This is a genomic window from Kitasatospora cineracea, from assembly GCF_003751605.1.
Taxonomy (GTDB): Bacteria; Actinomycetota; Actinomycetes; order Streptomycetales; family Streptomycetaceae; genus Kitasatospora; species Kitasatospora cineracea.
This window is the reverse complement of record NZ_RJVJ01000003.1, coordinates 215719-234616: the sequence shown is the minus strand read 5'-3', so window position 1 is coordinate 234616 and position 18898 is coordinate 215719. Positions and strand designations below refer to the sequence as shown.

At 74.7% G+C, this 18898-nt stretch carries 16 protein-coding genes; 7 read left to right on the top strand and 9 right to left on the bottom strand.

Going from position 1 to position 18898, the window contains the following annotated elements:
* Positions 1 to 16 precede the first annotated feature (16 nt).
* Positions 17 to 559: a HEAT repeat domain-containing protein gene (locus EDD39_RS35215; protein WP_123563661.1), complete on the bottom strand. Its 543-nt coding sequence runs from the start codon at positions 557 to 559 to the stop codon at positions 17 to 19.
* Positions 560 to 644: 85 nt separating this feature from the next.
* Positions 645 to 1412, bottom strand: coding sequence for a GntR family transcriptional regulator (locus EDD39_RS35210; protein WP_123563660.1), 768 nt, complete (start codon positions 1410 to 1412; stop codon positions 645 to 647).
* A 229-nt stretch (positions 1413 to 1641) separates the two neighbouring features.
* Here EDD39_RS35210 and EDD39_RS35205 point away from each other — a divergent pair, with 229 nt between their 5' ends.
* On the top strand, positions 1642 to 3138 hold the full coding sequence (locus EDD39_RS35205; protein WP_244257472.1) for an alkaline phosphatase family protein: 1497 nt from the start codon (positions 1642 to 1644) through the stop codon (positions 3136 to 3138).
* A gap of 45 nt (positions 3139 to 3183) precedes the next feature.
* Here EDD39_RS35205 and EDD39_RS35200 read toward each other — a convergent pair whose 3' ends face one another.
* The 4 genes from EDD39_RS35200 to EDD39_RS35185 form a co-directional block, all read right to left on the bottom strand.
* Positions 3184 to 4356, bottom strand: a complete 1173-nt coding sequence (locus EDD39_RS35200) for an 8-amino-7-oxononanoate synthase (protein ID WP_244257471.1) — start codon at positions 4354 to 4356, stop codon at positions 3184 to 3186.
* 210 nt (positions 4357 to 4566) lie between these two features.
* Positions 4567 to 4791, bottom strand: coding sequence for a translation initiation factor IF-1 (gene infA, locus EDD39_RS35195; protein ID WP_030463886.1), 225 nt, complete (start codon positions 4789 to 4791; stop codon positions 4567 to 4569).
* Between the two features lie 69 nt (positions 4792 to 4860).
* Positions 4861 to 5637 (bottom strand): GNAT family N-acetyltransferase, encoded by a 777-nt coding sequence (locus tag EDD39_RS35190; protein ID WP_123563658.1) that lies wholly within the window; start codon positions 5635 to 5637, stop codon positions 4861 to 4863.
* 208 nt (positions 5638 to 5845) lie between these two features.
* A complete protein-coding gene (locus EDD39_RS35185) occupies positions 5846 to 6202 on the bottom strand; it encodes a DoxX family protein (RefSeq protein WP_123563657.1) in 357 nt (118 codons plus the stop codon).
* 178 nt (positions 6203 to 6380) lie between these two features.
* Here EDD39_RS35185 and EDD39_RS35180 point away from each other — a divergent pair, with 178 nt between their 5' ends.
* A complete protein-coding gene (locus EDD39_RS35180; RefSeq protein ID WP_244257470.1) occupies positions 6381 to 7232 on the top strand; it encodes a LysR family transcriptional regulator in 852 nt (283 codons plus the stop codon).
* Positions 7233 to 7314: 82 nt separating this feature from the next.
* Here EDD39_RS35180 and EDD39_RS35175 read toward each other — a convergent pair whose 3' ends face one another.
* Together EDD39_RS35175 and EDD39_RS35170 are read right to left on the bottom strand one after the other, a co-directional pair.
* On the bottom strand, positions 7315 to 7821 hold the full coding sequence (locus tag EDD39_RS35175; protein WP_123563656.1) for a rhodanese-like domain-containing protein: 507 nt from the start codon (positions 7819 to 7821) through the stop codon (positions 7315 to 7317).
* Between the two features lie 231 nt (positions 7822 to 8052).
* Entirely contained in the window at positions 8053 to 8655 is a 603-nt protein-coding gene (locus EDD39_RS35170) for a TetR/AcrR family transcriptional regulator (RefSeq protein WP_123563655.1), read from the bottom strand.
* Between the two features lie 211 nt (positions 8656 to 8866).
* Between EDD39_RS35170 and EDD39_RS35160 the strand changes: the two genes are divergently transcribed.
* Positions 8867 to 10066, top strand: a complete 1200-nt coding sequence (locus EDD39_RS35160; RefSeq protein ID WP_123563654.1) for an IS110 family RNA-guided transposase — start codon at positions 8867 to 8869, stop codon at positions 10064 to 10066.
* Positions 10067 to 10100: 34 nt separating this feature from the next.
* Here the strand turns inward: EDD39_RS35160 and EDD39_RS35155 are convergent, their stop codons facing one another.
* Positions 10101 to 11063: a quinone oxidoreductase family protein gene (locus tag EDD39_RS35155; RefSeq protein WP_123563653.1), complete on the bottom strand. Its 963-nt coding sequence runs from the start codon at positions 11061 to 11063 to the stop codon at positions 10101 to 10103.
* 306 nt (positions 11064 to 11369) lie between these two features.
* On the opposite strand from EDD39_RS35155, the gene EDD39_RS35150 reads away from it, so the two are divergent.
* From EDD39_RS35150 to EDD39_RS35135, 4 genes are all read left to right on the top strand, one after another.
* Positions 11370 to 12248: an acyl-CoA thioester hydrolase/BAAT C-terminal domain-containing protein gene (locus EDD39_RS35150; RefSeq protein WP_123563652.1), complete on the top strand. Its 879-nt coding sequence runs from the start codon at positions 11370 to 11372 to the stop codon at positions 12246 to 12248.
* A 376-nt stretch (positions 12249 to 12624) separates the two neighbouring features.
* Positions 12625 to 14838, top strand: a complete 2214-nt coding sequence (locus tag EDD39_RS35145) for a serine/threonine-protein kinase (protein ID WP_162870317.1) — start codon at positions 12625 to 12627, stop codon at positions 14836 to 14838.
* A 365-nt stretch (positions 14839 to 15203) separates the two neighbouring features.
* The gene (locus EDD39_RS35140; protein WP_244257469.1) at positions 15204 to 16664 is read left to right on the top strand and encodes a chitinase; all 1461 of its coding nucleotides are present in this window, start codon (positions 15204 to 15206) and stop codon (positions 16662 to 16664) included.
* A gap of 40 nt (positions 16665 to 16704) precedes the next feature.
* A complete protein-coding gene (locus EDD39_RS35135; protein ID WP_123563650.1) occupies positions 16705 to 18882 on the top strand; it encodes an RICIN domain-containing protein in 2178 nt (725 codons plus the stop codon).
* The last annotated feature ends 16 nt before the right edge of the window (positions 18883 to 18898 follow it).

Genomic DNA, 18898 nt, shown 5'->3' with positions numbered 1-18898 from the left:
ACGGACCGGGCGTCCGTCACCGGGCCGGGCGGGGGCGGGTCCGTTCGTGGATGCTCCCGCCGGGGGCGTACCAGCCGGCCTTCTTGCGGACGGCGGGGCTCGGGTCCTGGACGTGGCAGGTCCGCAGGGCGGTGGCGGCCCCGGGGTGGGTGTGGGCGAACTTGCCGACGAGTTCGGCGGCCCGGGCCCGCACCCGGGGGTCGGGGTCGTCGGCGAGGTGGCGCAGGGCGGGGGCGAGGACCTGGTCCGCGCCCGGGGCGCAGGTGTCGCCCTTGCAGCGGTCGCAGGCCAGGGCGTGGAAGGCGGCGATCCGGACCTCGGGGTCGGGGTCGTCGGCCATGGTGACGAGGCGGCCCATGGACGCGGTGTCGACCAGGTGGTCCAGGAGCCGGCAGCAGCCCTCCCGGACGGCCGCGTCGGGGTGGGACAGGCCGCGGCGGACGGCGTCCACCGCGTCCTCCCCGCGCCGCAGCAGCTCCCGGTGGGCGGCGACGGTGCGTTGCGGGTCGCCCAGGTAGGTGACGAGGGCTTCGTTGTCGGTCCTGACGAATCCGAGCACGTCCCCCAGTGTCGGACCGCACGAGCCGTCCCCGCAAAGGGATTTCACCCGCCCCGGGAGGTGCTGTCCGGAAGCCGCGGCCGGGTCAGTCGGTGGTGGGGGCGGTCAGGTCGAGGGTGAAGCTGAACCGGTCGCCGCGGTAGAGGGTGCGGACGAGTTCCAGCGGGCGGCCGGCGGCGTCGCGGCTGCGGCGGTGCAGCAGCAGCATCGGGAGGGCGGGCGGGGTGCCGATCAGCAGGGCCTCGCGCGGGGTGGCGAGCACGGTCTCGATCCGCTCCTCGGCTCCGGCGAGCTGGACGCCGCGGTCGCGCAGGTAGCCGTAGAGCGAGCCGGCCGGGTCGAACTCCGTTGCCAGCAGGGGGACTCGGGCCACCGGCAGGTAGGTGGACTCCAGGCCGACGCGTTCCTCGTCGGCGCGCAGCACGCGTTCGAGGTGCCAGAGCGGTTCGCCGGCCGGGACGGCGAGGCGGTCGGCGGTGGCGGGGTCGGCGGGCTGGCGGTCGAGGGCGATCAGGGTGCGGCCGGGGCGCAGGCCCTGGCGGGTGACGCCCTCGGTGTAGCTGGCCAGGGACAGCGGCTGTTCGATCTTGGCTCCGGCGACCACGGTGCCGCGGCCCTGGCGGCGCAGGCGGCCCTCGATCAGCAGGTCGCGCAGGGCCTGGCGGACGGTGGCGCGGGCGACGCCGTACCGCTCGGCCAGGCCGGCTTCGGTGGGGAGCCGTCCGCCGGGGCCCAACTCGTCGAGCAGTTCCTCGAGTTCGGCTTTGACCAGGTAGTACTTGGGCACCCGGCCGTGCTCGGGGACGCCGGACCGGGCGGGGGCGAGGGGGGCTCGGGGGGTGCCGTGGTTCACCGGCCCAGGGTAGCGATCGGCCGTCCGCCGGCCCGGCACCCCCTGGTCCGACCGCCCACAGAACATAACGAACAGATAACCGGTCTGGACTGAATTTTGGCGCTTGTTCATACAACCGTGGATTCGGTGCGGGCTCGCGCTCGCCCGGCCGCCCCATCCTCGGTTGCCGGTGCAACCGCACCGTGCCGCTTCCCCGTTGGGAGACCCCGTGCGCAACTCCCGTTCCACCATGGCCCTTTCCCTGTCCGCGGCGGCCGTCGTCGCGACCGCGCTGGTGCCGCTGGGCGGCTCGCCCGCCGCGGCCGCCACCGGCGCGTACAACGGCCTGCCGAACGGCAGCAAGCAGGCCAAGACGCTGGTCATCGGCATCGACGGCACCCGGTACGACAAGATCGCGGCGGCGGACGCGCCGAACCTGAAGGCGCTGATGGCCTCGGGCACCACGGCGACCTCCGACCTGTACGCGAACCCGCTGGCGCCGACCCTCTCCGGGCCGGGCTGGTCGACCATCGCCACCGGCGTGTGGCCGGACAAGCACAAGGTGCTGGACAACAACTTCACCGGTTCGCGCTTCGACCTGTACCCGGACTACGCGAGCCGGCTGGAGAGCGCCGACCCGGCCGCATCGACGCTGGTGATCGGCTCCTGGAACCCGATCACCGCGAACGTCTTCAACGGCACGGCCGACCTGCGGATCCCGGAGAGCGAGAACGACGCCAAGACCGCCTCGGACGCCGCCGACTACCTGGCGCACGGCAACCCGGACTCGGTGTTCCTGCACTTCGACGAGGTGGACGAGGCCGGGCACTCCTACGGCGGCGCGTCCAGCCAGTACCTGGCGGCGATCCACGGCGCGGACGGCCTGGTCGGGCAGGTGCTGGCCGCGCTCAGGTCCCGCGCCACCTACGCCTCGGAGGACTGGCTGGTCGTGGTCACCACCGACCACGGCCACACCGACGCGGGCGGCCACGGCGGCAACAGCGCCAACGAGCGGCAGACCTGGATGGTCCTGAACGGCCGGGGCTACGCCGCCGGGGCGCACCGCTACGACGTCAAGCCGGTGGACATCGCGCCGACCGTGCTCAAGCACGAGGGCGCGCCGATCGACCCGGCCTGGGGCCTGGACGGCAAGCCGGTGGACGAGATCGTGCCGGACGAGTTCGACGCGCTGCGGCCGAGCCTGCAGACCCGGGTCGACGAGACCGGCATCGGCTCGACGGTCAAGGGCTTCACCCGCACCCCGCCGGCCGGCTGGTCGATCGACAACTCGCGGATGCCGTCCGGCGGCGTCACCGAGTGGCGCGGCTGGGCGTTCGCCACCGACGAGTTCTGGACGGCGGCGCAGCTCGGCCAGGGCCGGGAGACCAACGTCCGGGCCCGCAACGTGTTCGCGGTCGCGGACTCCGACGAGTGGGACGACAAGTCGCACGGCACCGGCCAGTTCGACTCGACGCTGGTCAGCCCGGCGTACCCGGTGGCCGGCCGCACGCACGGCACGCTGTCCTTCGCCACCGACTACAAGGTCGACGGCCCGCAGACCGGCGACGTGTACGTGTCCTTCGACGGCGGCGCCGCGCAGCTGGTGAAGTCCTACCGGGCCGACCTGAACACGGTCGAGCACCTGGACGTGACCGTCCCGGCGGGGGCCTCGACGGCCCGCTTCCAGTTCCGCTACACCGGCACCAACTCGGCGTTCTGGACGGTCGACCAGGTCGTCTTCAGCTGACGGCGCCGTCCCGGGGCGGGCGGGTCCGGCCCGTCCCGGGACCGCTCAGCGGGTCTTGAGCACCACCTGCACCGCGAAGGCGACCTGATCGGCCGTCAGGTCGGCGCGGGCGGTCAGCCGCAGGCGCGGGACGCCGTCGGGGACGGACGGGGGCCGGAAGCAGCCGACGGCCAGGCCCTCGTCCCGGCAGGCGGCGGCCCAGCGCACCGCGTGCTCGGGGTCGTCGGCCCGGACGGCGACCACCGCGCCGTCCGGGGCGGAGGCGTCCAGGCCGGACTCGGCGAGCCGGTCGGCGAGTTCGCGGGCCACCCGCAGGGCGTCGGCGGCCCGGCCGGGCTCGGCCCGCAGCAGGCGCAGCGCGCCGAGGGCGGCGCCGACCGCGGCGGGGGCGAGGCCGGTGTCGAAGATGAAGGTGCGGGCGGCGGAGACCAGGTGGCGGATCACCCGCTCGGGGCCGAGGACGACGCCGCCCTGCGCGCCGAGCGACTTGGAGAGCGTCGCGGTGGCGACCACGTCGGGCTGTCCGGCGATGCCCGCGGCGGCCCCGGCGCCCGCGCCGCCCGGGCCGAGCACGCCCAGGCCGTGCGCGTCGTCGATGACCAGCGCGGCGCCGTGCGCGCGGGCGGCGGCGAGGTGGTCGGCGAGCGGGGCGGCGTTGCCGTCGACCGAGAACACCGAGTCGGTGACGACCAGGGCGCGGGGTTCGGTGCGGGTCGCGAGGGCTTCGCGCACCGAGGCGGGGTCGCAGTGCGCGGCCCGGGCGACCCGGCCCCTGGCGAGCCGGCAGCCGTCGATCAGCGAGGCGTGGTTGTGGGCGTCGGAGACGATCAGGGTGTCCGGGCCGGCCAGCGCGGTGAGCACGGCGAGGTTGGCGGTGTAGCCGGAGGAGAACACCAGGGCGGCCTGGTAGCCGCAGAACTCGGCGAGTTCGCGTTCCAGCGCGGTGTGCGCCTCGGTGGTGCCGGTGACCAGCCGGGAGCCGGTCGCGCCGCCGCCCCAGCGCACGGCGGCCTCGGCGGCGGCGGCCGTGACGGCCGGGTGCCTGGTCAGCCCGAGGTAGTCGTTGGAGGCCAGGTCGAGCACCGGGTCGTCGGCGGGCCGGCTGCGCAGCCGCCTGGTCAGCCCGGCGGCGTCCCGGGCCCTCGCCGCCCCGTCCAGCCAGTCGAACACCCGCTCCGGCGCCGCTTCCGCTCCGCTGACCTGCCCGTCTGCCACCATGCCCGGCACTCTTCCATCCGGCGCGCGGCCGGGGCAACGCGTACCGCCCCGATGTGCGACGGCCCACACTCCCCCGGCCCTCCGACCGGAGAACCGCTCGGGACCTGCTCGGAAACCGCTCGCGCCGGCGCCTCCGGCCCGTACGGGGGGCGGAGGCACCGGCGCGAGGGGGCGACCGGGACCGGTGGGGCTACCGGGGCTGACGGGGGGTCAGTTGCGGTAGCGGAACAGGATGCGGCCCCTGGTCAGGTCGTACGGGCTGAGTTCGACCAGGACGCGGTCGAAGGGGAGGATCTTGATGTAGTTCTTGCGGATCTTTCCGCTGATGTGGGCGAGCACGTGGTGGCCGTTCTGCAGTTCCACCTTGAAGGTGGCGTTCCGCAGGCACTCGAGGACGGTGCCCTCGAGCTCCAGGCCCTTGGCGACGCGTGGCAAGGGGTCTCGATTCTCTGGTGGGAGTGGGGGTGGTGCGGAGTTGGTGCGGGGCGGTGCGGGTGGTGCCGGTCAGTGGTGGATCAGGTGCAGGACCTGGCCGGTCCGTTCGGCGCCGAAGCTCTCGAAGAGGGTGGCGGCGGCGGTGCGGGACTGGTCGACCTCGGCCCAGGCGGTGGTGGTGCCCGCCTCGTGCAGGGTGTGCAGGGCGTGCGCGAGCAGGGAGCGGCCGAGGCCGTGCCGCTGGTGGGCGGCGCGGACCGCGAGCAGGCCGATCCGGGCGGGGCCGCGGCCGCGGACCACCCGGACCAGGCCGGCGTACCGGCCCCGGTGGACGGCGACCGCGTACAGCGACGGGTCGATCAGAGTGTCCCCCGGAGGGCAGGGCCGAACCTCGGCGGGCATGGTGTGCCAGCCGGGGCCGGCCTCGACCTCGGCCCGGATCTCCCGGTCCAGCTCGCGCAGTCGGGCCTCGTCGGCCGTCCCGGCGGGCAGGATCGTGACGCCCGGGGCGAGGGAGGGGACCGCGGCGGCGGTGGACAGGACGTACTCCCACTCCCGCCGCTCGGGGACGAACCCGGCCCGCTCCCAGCGGGCGGCCGGGGCCGGGTCGTCCGCGGCGAGCAGGGTGCGGAGCGGGGCGGGCAGGGCGGCGCGCACCGCGTCGGCGAGCGGCGCGAAGGCCGCGTCGTCCCAGACGTCGATGCTGACGTAGCGGAGGTCGTGGCGGCGGGTGGAGACGTCGGCGTGGCCGACGACCACGTCCCCGGACAGGGCCTGCCACTGGGTCTCGTCGACCCGGGTGATCTGCACGGGGTGCACGGTGTTCGTGCTGTTCACGGTGTTCATGGCTTTCGCCTTTCGGGAGTGCCTGCGTTGTCACGCGAGCGCTCCCGACGACACCTGTGTCAGTCGTTGCACCGTGGGGAAAGGGGGAGCACCCGCCTCGATCCAGCTCTCATGGGGAACTCACCTCCTCGCTTCCTGTTCACGGCGATCCGAACAGTAGCAACCTCCCGCCGCCCGGCCAACCGATTTATCGGACGTCCCGTTCCGGCTACCCGGCGGGCAGCAGCAGGACGGCGGCCGCGGCGGCCAGCAGGGCCAGGTTGAGGCCGATCCGGCGGTCGCCGCCGGTGAGGTGGACCGGGATCGCGCCGGCCTGGAGCAGCAGCAGGCCGGTCGCCGCGGCCGGGGCGAGCCAGGTGGCGGTGCCGGTCAGCGGGGGCAGCAGCAGCCCGGCGGCGCCGAGGAGTTCGAGCGCGCCGAGGGCGCGCAGGGCGGGCAGCGGGACCCGGTCGACCCAGGCCATCATCGGGCGGAGCCGGTCGGGGCTGCGGACCGCCTTCAGCGTGCCCGAGTAGAGGGAGAAGAGGGCGAGCAGCCCGGCGACGATCCAGTGGGCGAGTTCCATCGGTTCCCGTTCGGGGCGGGCCGCCGCGGTGCGGGGCCGGTGCGCGGGCCGCCGCCGGGCGGGGCCGGGCGGCGGGGGCGGCCGGGAGCGGCCGCGTCCCGTCCACCCCACCGCCGGGGGCGGGGCGCCGTCCAGGACCCGTTCCGGTCCGCCGATGCCGGCTGGGTATCGTCGCAGCGTGGAGCTACGGACCCTGCGGTACTTCGTGGCGGTCGCCGAGGAACTGCACTTCGGCCGGGCCGCCCGCCGCCTGCACCTGAGCCAGCCGCCGCTGAGCCGGGCGGTCAAGCAGTTGGAGGCCGACCTCGGCGCCCTGCTGTTCGTCCGCTCGCCGGCCGGGGTCGCGCTCACCCCGGCGGGCACGGTGCTGCTGGCGGAGGCGCGGACCCTGCTCGCCCGCGCCGACCGGCTGCGGGTGCGGGTCGGCGCGGCGGCCGGACGGGCGGGCCTGACCGTCGGCATCCTGGGCGACGGCACCGACCCGGGCGTGTTCCGGTCGGCGGCCGCCCACCGCCGCGACCACCCGGGCGTGGACGTCCTGGTCCGGGAGACCGACCTGACCGACCCGACCTGCGGGCTGCGCGCCGGGCTGGTGGACGTTGCCCTCACCCGGGCCCCGTTCGACGAGGACGGCCTGGCGGTGCGCACGCTGCGGTCCGATCCGGTCGGCGCGGTGCTGCGCGCCGACGACCCGCTGGCCCGCCGCGAGCGGCTGCGGTCGGCCGAGCTGGACGGCCGCCGCTGGTTCCGCTTCCCGCCCGGCACCGACCCGCGCTGGCAGGCGTTCTGGCACGGCGGCACCGAGCGGGAGGGCCCGGTGGTGCGCGGCGTGCAGGAGTGCCTGCAGGCGGTGCTGTGGAACGGCACGGTCGGGCTGGCCCCGCTCGGACACGACCTGCCCGCCGGGCTGGTGGTGGTGCCGGTGCCGGACCTGGCGCCGAGCCGGGTGGTGGTGGCCTGGAACGAGGGCGCGGCCGACCCGCTGGTCCGCTCCTTCGTCGAGACGGCGACGGCCGCCTACCGCGCCTGAGCGCCGGGGGTTCGGGAGGCTCGGGAGGCCCGGAGGCCCGGGAGGCCCGGAGGCCCGGGAGGCCCGGAGGCCCGGGAGGGGATCAGCAGGCGCAGGAGATGCCGGAGCGCGGGGCGGTCAGGTCGTCGACGGGGCGCTGCTCGGAGCCCGCGGCGGTGTCGTACGCGAAGCCCTCGCGGGCCCAGTACTCGAAGCCGCCGAGCATCTCCTTGACCCGGTAGCCGAGCCGGGCGAAGGCCAGGGCCGCGCGGGTGGCGCCGTTGCAGCCGGGGCCCCAGCAGTAGGTGACCACGGTCAGGGTCGGGTCGATCGCCTCCGGGGCCAGGTCGGCGATCTGCCCGGTCGGGAGGTGGACGGCACCGGGGATGTGCCCCTGGTCCCAGGCGGCCTTGCTGCGGGTGTCGACCACCACGATGCCGGGCGCGCCGGAGGCCAGGTCGGCGTGGACGTCCGAGACGTCCGCCTCGAAGGCGAGCCGGGCGGCGTAGTGGGCGGCGGCCTCGGCCGGGGCGGCGGCGGGGACGCTCAGGACGGCGCTGGTGGCGGTCTCGGTGCTCGTCCCGGCGGTGGCGGTGGCGGTGGCGGACATGGAGGTGCCTCGTTTCTGGCGGTGCGGGAGTTCCGGGCCGGGGGCCTTCCGGGCTGGGAGCCTTCCGGGTCGGGGGCCTTCCGGGCTGGGAGCCGGGGGTTCCGGTGGGCCGTTCCGGCGGCCCCGGTCGGCGACGGCTCCAGTCTCGCGGTCCGCACACCCGCCCCACGAGTGGCGTGAGCGCCTGTGACCGTCAAGATCCCGCCGGCCCGCCGTGCGCGGGCCGAGTGCTCACGCACCGGTGCCGACCGTTCCGCGCAGGCGGGCGAGGCCGGTGTCCAGGGCGGCTTCCAGGTGGGTGGCGGAGCCGCTGGTCATCAGGATCAGCACGCCGCCCTGGATCCCGGCGAGCAGCGCGGCGGCCTCTCGGTCGGCGTCCAGGTGCGGGGCGGTCGCGCCGTCGGCCTGCAGGTGGCGGATGCCGGCGGCGAGTTGGCGCTGCCACTGGTCGAGCAGTTCGCAGGCCACCGCCCGGGTGGCGTCGGTGGCGCCGCCGAGTTGGGCGAGGGCGGTGTGCAGGGGGCAGTTGGCGCCCTGGGCGCGGTAGCGGGCGAGGACCTTGTCGCGCCACTGCTGCCAGGCGTCCCAGTCGGTGAGGGCGCCGAGTTCGGGCTGCTGGTCCGCCAGCACCCGGTGCGCCTCGTGCCGGGCGACGGCGAGCAGCAGGTCGTCCTTCCCGCCGGGGAAGTAGTGGAAGAGCTGGCTCTTGCTGGTCGCGGTGCGGGCCATCACGTCCTCGAGGCGGACCGCGAACACGCCGTCTTCGCGGATCTGTTCGGCGGTGCCCTCGACGATGCGCTGCCGGGTGGCGGCGCCCTTGCGGGTCAGCGGCACGGTTCTCCGTAAGGTGTTGGTCGGCCCGGGAGGGCCGGATGTGGCTAACGGTTCTCTGCCTTCAGTGGCTTGCGAGGAGTGGCCGTCCGGCTCTTCGGGGTGCCCTGGCTGCTGATTGAGATGTGCGCGCTGTGTGCGGTCGCTGTTTACGGAGACGACGGCGGGGTGTTCCTCGGGCCGATGGAATGCAGGCGGGATCGAGGAGGGGCGAGTGGGAGAGCGAAGTGCCCGTGCTTGGGCGGGTGTTGACGCCGGCAAGGGCCATCACTGGGCGGCCGTGGTCGACGAGGCCGGCACAACGCTGTGGTCGAAGAAGATCGTCAACGACGAGACGGCGATCCTGACCGCGCTCGGCGAAATCCTGGAGCTGGCCGAGCAGGTCCACTGGGCGGTGGACATCTCCGGCACCGCCTCGGCACTGCTGCTGGCCCTGCTCGCCGCCCACGGCCAGCAGGCCGTCTACGTGCCCGGACGCACCGTCAACCGCATGGCCGGCGCCTACCGGGGCGAGGCGAAGACCGACGCCCGCGACGCCTACGTCATCGCCGAAACCTCCCGTCAGCGATGGGACTTCGCCGCGATCGAGGTGCCCGCCCAGCTCGCGGCGGACCTCGCACTGCTGACTGCGCACCGATCGGACCTGGTCGCCGACCGCGTGCGGATGATCAACCGGCTCCGCGACGTGCTCACCGGCATCTTCCCCGCCCTGGAACGGGCCTTCGACTACTCCGCGCACAAGGGCGCCCTGGTCCTGCTGACCGGCTACCAGACCCCGGCCGCCCTGCGCCGCCGGGGCCGGGCCCGGCTGACGGCCTGGCTCGCCAACCGGAGCGTGCGCGGCGCCGACGCGGTCGCCGCGACCGCGCTGGAGGCCGCCGAGGCCCAGCGCACCGTGCTGCCCGGCGAGGACGTCGCCGCCGCGATCGTCGCCGACCTCGCCGCACAGATCCTGGCCCTGGACGACCGGTTGAAGCGGATCGACAAGCAGATCCGCGACACCTTCCGTGCCCACCCGCAGGCCGAGATCATCGAGTCCCTGCCCGGCATCGGGCCGATACTCGGCGCCGAGCTCGTCGTCGCCGCCGGGGACCTGGCCGCCTACGCGGACGCCGGCCACCTCGCCTCGGCGGCCGGGCTGGTGCCCGTCCCCCGCGATTCCGGTCGCCGCACCGGCAACATGCACCGGCCGAAACGCTACAGTCGCCGCCTGCGACGGGTGTTCTACATGTCCGCGCAGACCAGCATCATGCGGGACGGGCCGAACCGGGACTTCTACCTCAAGAAGCGCGCCGAGGGCTGCAAGCATGTCCAGGCGATCATCGCCCTCGCCCGCCGCCGGGTCAGCGTCCTGTGGGCGCTCCTGCGCGACAATCGGATCTTCACCCCCGTTCTGGACGCGCAGGCAGCTTGACTCGGTCATTGAGACTCCTCCGGGGGGGCGGCGGTCAGGGCAGCAGGATCAGTTTGCCGGTGGTGCGGCGGGATTCGAGGTCGGCGTGCGCCCGGGCGGCGTCGGCGAGGGGGTAGCGGCCGGTGATCCGCTGGGTGAGCCGCCCGTCCAGGACCAGGTCGAACAGTTCGCCGGTGCGCCGCACCAGGTCCGCGCGGGTGGCGACGTGGTGGTGCACGACCGGGTAGCTGAGCAGGATGCTGTTGGGCAGGTCGGTGGGCCGCAGGGTCGGGACGCCCATGAAGGGCCCGTAGTAGGCGTGCACGCCGTGCGGGCGCAGCGACAGCTGGGAGGAGGCGAAGGTGTCGGCGCCGCCGCCGTCGTAGACCACGTCGGCCCCGCGTCCGCCGGTGAGTTCGCGGACCTGCTGCTCGAAACCGCCGCCGGAGTGGACCAGGACGTGGTCGGCCCCGGCCCGCTCCGCCACCGCGGCCTTCTCCGCCCGGGAGACCAGCCCGATCACGCTGCCGCCGCGGGCCTTCACCAGCTGGGTCAGCAACTGGCCCACCCCGCCGGCCGCCGCGTGCACCACGGCGGTGCTGCCCGGGGCGACGGGGTACGTCTCGGTGGTCAGGTGGTTGGCGGTCAGGCCCTGCATCAGCAGGCCGCCCGCGACCTCGTCCGACACCCCGTCAGGCACCTTGACCAGCGCGGCGACCGGGACGGCCAGCAACTCGGCGTAGCTGCCCGGGTGGTAGAACCAGGCCACCCGGTCGCCGACCGCGAGCTCCTCGACGCCCGCGCCGAGAGCGGTCACGTACCCCGCCCCCTCGGCCCCCAGCACCGCCGGCGCCGCCCAGCCCGGACCGCCCTGGGCCCGCGCGCCGACGTCCATGTAGTTGACCCCGACCGCGGCCGACCGCACCAGCACCTCCCCCGGTCCGGGCACGGGGTCGGGCAGTTCGGTCCAGCGCATCACCTCGGGACCGCCGTGCTCCTCGATCCGGATCGCCTGCATGGCGCACCGCCTTCCTGCTTGGGCCCGCCCGCCGTCGGCCGGGCACGTTCAGCACGGTAGGCAGCCGAAAATGGACCAGCAAGTCCAGAAACGCCCGCTCCGGACCACGGCCCGCCCCCGACCCCCGCAGGCAGTCCCCCGCCTCGCCGTCCGCGTACATCAGCAGCCCGGTCCTGAACCCCGCAGTGCTCTCTCCCATGTTCCCCGACGGCCGGTCGGAGCCCGCCCCGGCAGCCGGGCGGGTCCTTGCCCGGTGGGGGTGCGGTCGGTGAGGGTGGGGCGGGAGCGGAGGGAAAGGGGAGGCGGATGGAGATCGTCGAGCGGGTGTGGACGGAGCCGTGGGAGGGGTTGCGGTGCACGCCGGTCGGGGGCAGTGCGGTCGGGGTGGTGGTGCTGTCGGGGTCGAGCGGGCGGGTGGAGGCGGCGCGGGCGCGGGTGTTGGCGCGGGTGGGGTTCGACGCGTTGACGATCCGTTGGTTCGGCGGGCCGGGGCAGCCGCCGGGGGTGTGCGAGGTGCCGTTGGAGACCTTCACGGCGGCGGTCGACCTGCTGCGGGCGGACGGGCTGCGGCGGGTCGGCCTGCTCGGGACGTCGAAGGGCGCGGAGGCGGCGATGCTGACGGCGGTGCGCGACCCGCGGGTGGACGCGGTGGTCGCGCTGGCGCCGACCTCTCTGGTGTGGCGCAACGTCGGGGCGGGGCTGGACGGTGCGGACCGCCCGGCCCGTTCCTCCTGGACCTGGCGGGGGCACCCGCTGCCGTTCGTCCCGACGGACGAGAGCTGGACGCCCGCGGAGCCGGCGGGCGTCCCGGTGGCCATCCGCGGCTGGTACGAGCAGAGCGAGCGGACGTTCGCGGCGGACCTGCCCGCGGCCCGGATCCCGGTGGAGCGGGCCCGGGCGGAGCTGCTGCTGGTCGCGGGCGGGGCCGATGCGATGTGGCCGTCGCTCCCGTACGCCGAGCGGCTGCGCGAGCGCCGCCGCGCGGCCGACGGCGCCCGCACCGTGCTGGTCGGCGACCCGGCGGCGGGCCACCGGGTGGTGTTCCCCGGCGAGGTGCCGCCGCCCCCGTCCACGGTCTTCGACCACGGCGGGACCCCGGCGGCGGCCGCCCGGCTGGGTGCGGCGGCCTGGCCGCACCTGCTCGACGTGCTCGGCGGCGGCCTGCTGCCGGCGGACGGGGGCTGAGCCCCGGGCGGTCGGTCGGCGGGCGCGGCGGTGGCCGGCCCGGTGGGGTGCGGGAGGTCGTCGCCGGCGCCGGCCGGGTTCCGCGAGTGGCCGACGAGGTGGCTCGGCTCGCAGCTGCGGGGCGCAGGCGGCGAAGGAGCCGCGGTCCCGGCCGGGGCGGGGCGGGAGCCGGTCCTGCCCCGGGCGTGTTCACCGTTCGGGGGCCGGTGGCGCACCGGGCCGCGACCGAGGCCGAAGCGGGCGTCCGGCCCGCCGGGGGTCCCGGGACGGGCCGGGTCCGGGGCCGGGTCCGGCTGGTAGATTCCGGGGCAGACCGGCCCGCGCGGCCCGTCCTGCGCCCCGGCGCGGCCCGGTCGGGATGACCGGGGAGGAAGTCTTGGCCGCCGTACGCATGCTCGCCGCGCGCTACCGTCTGGACGAGCTGATCGGGCGCGGCGGGATGGGCCAGGTCTGGCACGGGTGGGACGTGGCGCTGCAGCGCCGGGTCGCCGTCAAGCTGCTGCACACCGAACTGCACGACCCGCGCGGCACCGACCTGTTCCTCAACGAGGCCCGGCTCGCCGCCGGGCTCGGCCACCCCGGCATCGTCACCGTCCACGACCTGGGCCGGGAGCCCGACGGCACGGTCTACCTGGTGATGGAGCTGCTCACCGGCACCGACCTGGCCGTCCGGCTCCGCGCGGACGGACCGCCCCCGGTCGCCGAGGCCGTCGACTGGACGCTCCAGCTCTGCGACGCGCTCGCCTTCGCGCACGCCGCGCAGGTCGTCCACCGGGACCTCAAGCCCGCCAACCTGTTCCTGGCCCGGAACGGCCGGCTGAAGATCCTCGACTTCGGCATCGCCAAGCACCACGAGGGACGGTCCGACACCCACAGCCGGGTGATGGGCACCATGGCGTACATGCCGCCGGAGCGCTTCCACGGCCGCTCCGGCGACCACCGCGGAGACCTGTACGCCCTCGGCTGCGTCCTGTTCGAGTTCCTCACCGGCCGCCCGCCGTTCGGCGCCGGGGACCCGGTCCCGCTGATGATGCGCCACCTCGCCGAGCCCCCGCGCCCGCCCGGCCCCGAGTCCCTCCACCCCGTTCCGCCCGCCCTCGACCGGCTGGTCCTCGACCTGCTCGCCAAGGACCCGGCCGCCCGCCCCCGCTCCGCCGCCGAGGTCACCGACCGCCTCCGCGGCCTCGCCACCGGCAACGGGATCGAGAGCGGGGACGGAAGTCGCGGACCGCGGACTCCCTGGCCGACGACCGTCCCGGCCGACGCGCCCCGGTTCCCGACCGCCGCGCCCCGGTTCCCGACCGACGCGCCCCGGTTCCCGACCGCCGCCACCGTCCCGACACCCGCACCGGCCACCCCGCCGACCGCCGCGACTTTCCCGCTACCCACCCCGACACCGCTGCCCGCCCCTGCACCGCCGACCGACACCCGACCGCTCCCGCCGACGGCCGTCACGACCCCGCTTCACGCCCCGGAGCCCGGATCGCACGCCGGGGAGTCGACGTACGTCGACTGGATCCGGACACTGGACGCCGCCGGTCAACTCCCTCTGCCCGAGCAGCTGTTGGCCCGGCACGGCCGGGGCTACCAGTCCCCCGCCTGGGTGGACGCCGTGGCCCGGGCCTGGCCGGCGGCCGGGATCGGTGCGCTGCTCGCCACCTACGAGGACGCCCGGCTGCCCCGGCTCGCCAACGAGATCGTCCGCAGCATTCCCGCCCGCCGCACCACCGCCGAACTCCCCGCCCTCCTCGCCGGGCTCCGCGCGGCCGGGCAGCACCTGCGCCTCACCATGCTGACCGCCGCCCTCGAAGCCCTCGACCCGCAACTCCCGTACCCGGCACCGGCACCGGCAGCCGCACCGGCACCGGCACCGGCACCGCCCTCGGCCGCGCCCGCCGCGCCTGCCGCGCCCGTCGCGCACGTCGCACCCGTCGAGACGGAGCGGGCCGCACTGCTCGCCCGGTTCGCCCACCGCACGCGGGCCGTCGAGGCGGAGCGGGCCGCGCTGCTCGTCCGGCTGGCCCGCGGGATGCGGGCGGTTGCGGCCCGACCGGGGGTGCCGCCGTTCGCGGCGGTCGTCACGGCGGTGGGTGCGCTCACCGCCGCTGGGGTCGCGGACGAGGCGGCGTTCCTGGAGTGGATCCGGTCCCGGCCGTCGGGCCCGGAGCGGTTCCGGGCGGAGTGGCTGCCGACGCTGCACCAGGTCCGGCACCCGGGGATCTCGCCGGACGACCTGGTGACGACGGTCGCCCGGGCCTGGCCGGCCGCCGAACTCGGTGCGGTGGTCGCGGCGTTCCACGCCGCCGGGCAGTTCGCGGTCGCGGAGCGGCTGGTCTGCCTGGCCCCGGCGGTCCGGGCGTCCGCGGAGTTCCCCGACCTGGTCGCCGGGTTCCGCCGGGCGGGCCAGCACGGGCGGCTGGAGGTCCTGCTCCGGGAGGCCGGGCGGCTGTCCCCGCTGTCCGTCGCGGCGGCCGCCGCGAACCTCACCGCCGCCGGGGAGGCCGACGCCGCCCTGACGGTCCTGCACCCCCGGCCGATGACGCTGTCCGAACGCCGGAACCTGCTGCTCAACCGGGGCCCGCTCCGCTGACCCCGCAGCCCCGCTCCCGCACCCCGGCCCGACGGCCCGTCAGGAGCCGTCCGCGGCGCCCTGTTCGCAGGCGGCCATGGTGCGGACGAACAGGACGCCCCGGCGCGGCGGTCAACCGCCGTCCCGTTCCGCACACGTCCTTCGACTCCTGTACGCACAGGGGTTGACGTGGTCGCGCAGACACCCCTAACTTCACGTCTTGAAAAAGGTCCAGACCAAAGCCGGCAGGGCTGTTGGCCACCACCACGTCGATCCCCCGTCAGGGGGACGTTCCGCCCTGCCCGGACCGCTCCGGACGCTCCCTCAGGCATCGCTTCGCGTTCACTACCTGAACGAGTGAACGTTCTCCCCCACGAGGAGCCGCCTTGATCCGCACCCGTTCCCGCGCCCGTTCCCACGCCCGTTCCCGTAGGGCCCTGCGCGCTGCCGCGGCCGCCGTCGCGCTGCCCGCCACGGTGGCCGGCCTGCTGGTGGCCGGCGCCGGTCCGGCCTCGGCCGCCGCCAACGCGGGGCCCGGCTTCCCGGCGCACTACGCGGCGCCGTACCTGGAGACCTGGAACTCGCCGAACACCCTGGCGGACGCCCGCAACAGCGGCGGGCTGAAGTACGTCACCCTGGCCTTCGTGATCAGCGACGGCAGCTGCAACGCCACGTTCAACGGCAACACCTCGATCACGGACGCCGGTTGGACCAACGCGATCAACGCGCACCGGGCGGCCGGCGGCGACGTGATCGCCAGCTTCGGCGGCGCCTCCGGCACCGAGCTGGGCCAGGCGTGCACCAGCGTCTCCACCCTCCAGGCCCAGTACAAGCGGGTGGTGGACGCACTCAACCTGACCAGGATCGACCTGGACGTGGAAGGCGGCGCGCTGAACGACACCGCCGCCAACGACCGCCGCAACCAGGCGCTGGCCCAGCTCCAGCAGGCCCAGGCGGCCGCGGGCAAGCGCCTGGACGTCAACTACACGCTGCCGGTCAGCCCTTCGGGACTCGAATCCAACTCGATCAGCCTGCTGAACAACGCCAAGAGCCGCGGCCTGACCGTGAACGCCGTCAACATCATGACGATGGACTACGGCTCGCCGATGGACATGGGCCAGGCCGCGATCAGCGCCGCCAACGGCCTGCACACCCAGCTGGGCCAGATCTGGACCTCCAAGACCTCCGACCAGCTGTGGGCGATGGAGGGCAACACCCCGATGATCGGGGTCAACGACACCACCTCCGAGGTGTTCTCCACCGCCAACGCGCAGACCCTGGAGTCCTTCGCCGCGTCCAAGGGCATCCAGCTGCTCGCCTTCTGGGCGGTCGGCCGGGACAAGGCGTGCGCCAGCACCGGGACGCTGTCCGACAGTTGCAGCGGCACCCCGCAGTCGGCGTACCAGTTCTCGAAGACCTTCAACGCGATCACCGGCGGCGGCAGCACCCCGCCGCCGAGCGGCCGGACCGGGCAGATCACCGGCTACGGCGGCAAGTGCGTGGACGTGGCGGCCGCCAGTTCCGCCAACGGCACCGCCGTGCAGCTCTACGACTGCAACGGCACCGCCGCCCAGCAGTGGACGGTGGGCACCGACGGCACGGTCCGGGCCCTGGGCAAGTGCCTGGACCTGACCTCGGGCGGCACCGCCAACGGCACCCAGGCCCAGCTGTACGACTGCAACGGGACCGGCGCCCAGCAGTGGCAGGCGCAGTCGAACAAGACCCTGGTGAACCCGGCCTCCGGCCGCTGCCTGGACGCCACCGGCCCGTCCTCGGCGAACGGCACCCGGCTGCAGGTCTGGGACTGCTTCGGCGGCGCCAACCAGCAGTGGAACCTGCCCGCCTGACGACCCGCCGACCCCGCTTCCTGAGAAAGGAGCAACCCCCATGCGTCGAAAGTCACTCCTCCCGCTGACGGCGACCGCCGGCCTGCTGGCCTCCTCGGCGGTGCTGCTCTCCCCCGCCCCCGCCGCTCTGGCGGCCGTCCCGACCGGGGCGACCACCCTGGTGGCGCAGAACTCCGGCAAGTGCGTGGACGCCGCCGCGGCCGCCACCGCCAACGGCACCGCCGTCCAGCAGTACGCCTGCAACGGCACCACCGCCCAGCAGTGGCAGGTCCAGGACCTCGGCAACGGGTACGTCCGGATCAACAACCAGAACGACACGTCGAAGGTGCTGGACGTGGTCGACGTCTCCACCGCCGACGCCGCCAAGGTCCAGCTGTGGACGTACGGCGGCGGCCTGAACCAGCAGTGGCAGGCGGTCGCCGAGGCGGGCGGCGCCTACCACTTCGTCAACCGCAACAGCGGCAAGTGCCTGGACGTGCCGAGCGCCTCCACCGCCGACGCGGTGCAGTTGCAGCAGTACGCCTGCAACGGCACCGCCGCGCAGTCCTTCACCTTCGGGAGCACCGTCACGAACCCGCCCGGCACGCCCGACTTCGGGCCGAACGTGGCCGTCTTCGACCCGTCGACGCCCGCCGCGACCGTCCAGGCCAAGCTGAACGCGGTCTTCTCGCAGCAGGAGACCAACCAGTTCGGCACCCAGCGCCAGGCCCTGCTGTTCAAGCCGGGCAGCTACAACGTGGACGCCAACGTCGGCTTCTACACCCAGGTCGCGGGCCTCGGCCTGTCCCCCGACGACGTCACCATCAACGGCGCGGTGCACGCCGAGGCCGACTGGTTCCAGGGCAACGCGACGCAGAACTTCTGGCGCTCCGCCGAGAACCTGTCGGTCAACCCGACCGGCGGCACCGACCGCTGGGCGGTCTCCCAGGCCGCGCCCTACCGCCGGATGCACGTGCGCGGCAACCTGCAGCTGGACGACGGCGGCTGGTCCTCGGGCGGCTTCATCGCCGACTCGAAGATCGACGGCCAGGTCCGCTCCGGCTCCCAGCAGCAGTGGCTGTCGCGCAACGCGCAGTGGGGCAGCTGGACGGGCTCCAACTGGAACATGGTGTTCGTCGGCGACGTCAACGCGCCCGCCAACTCCTTCCCCAACCCGCCCTACACCACCGTGAACCAGACCCCGGTGGTGCGCGAGAAGCCCTTCCTGTACGTGGACTCCGCGGGCGCCTACAAGGTGTTCGTCCCGGCGCTGCGCACCAACACCTCCGGCACCAGCTGGGCGGGCGGCGCGCAGCAGGGCAGCTCGCTGCCGATCGACCAGTTCTTCATCGTGAAGCCGGGCGCGACCGCGGCCGACATCAACGCGGCGCTGGCGCAGGGCAAGAACCTGCTGTTCACGCCGGGTGTCTACCACCTGAACCAGACCCTGAACGTCAACCGCGCCGACACCGTGGTGCTCGGCCTGGGCCTGGCCACCCTCGTCCCGGACAACGGCGTCACCGCCGTGAACGTCGCCGACGTGGACGGCGTCAAGCTGGCCGGGCTGCTGATCGACGCCGGGACGGTCAACTCCCCGGTGCTGATGCAGATCGGCGCGGCGGGCTCGTCCGCCGACCACAGCGCCGACCCGACCTCGCTGCACGACGTGTTCTTCCGGATCGGCGGCGCGGGCGTCGGCAAGGCCACCCAGTCACTGGTGGTCAACTCCAACAACGTGATCGGCGACCACATGTGGCTGTGGCGCGCGGACCACGGCAGCGGGGTGGGCTGGACCAGCAACACCGCCGCGAACGGGCTGGTCGTCAACGGCAACGACGTCACCATGTACGGCCTGTTCGTCGAGCACTACCAGCAGACCCAGGTGATCTGGAACGGCAACAACGGCCGCACCTACTTCTTCCAGAACGAGCTGCCGTACGACCCGCCGAACCAGGCGGCCTGGACGAACGGCTCGACCCGCGGCTACCCGGCCTACAAGGTCGCCGACTCGGTGACCGCCCACGAGGCCTGGGGGCTGGGCTCCTACGCCTACTTCAACGTCAACCCGGCCGTGGTCGAGGAGCACTCCTTCGAGGTCCCGAACCGCTCCACCGTCCGCTTCCACGACATGGTGACCGTCTCGCTCGGCGGCACCGGCACCATCGCCCACGTCATCAACGCGACCGGCGGCCCGTCCAACTCCACCACCAACGTGGCCAACCTGGTCGCCTACCCGTAAGCCCGACCCCAGCCCG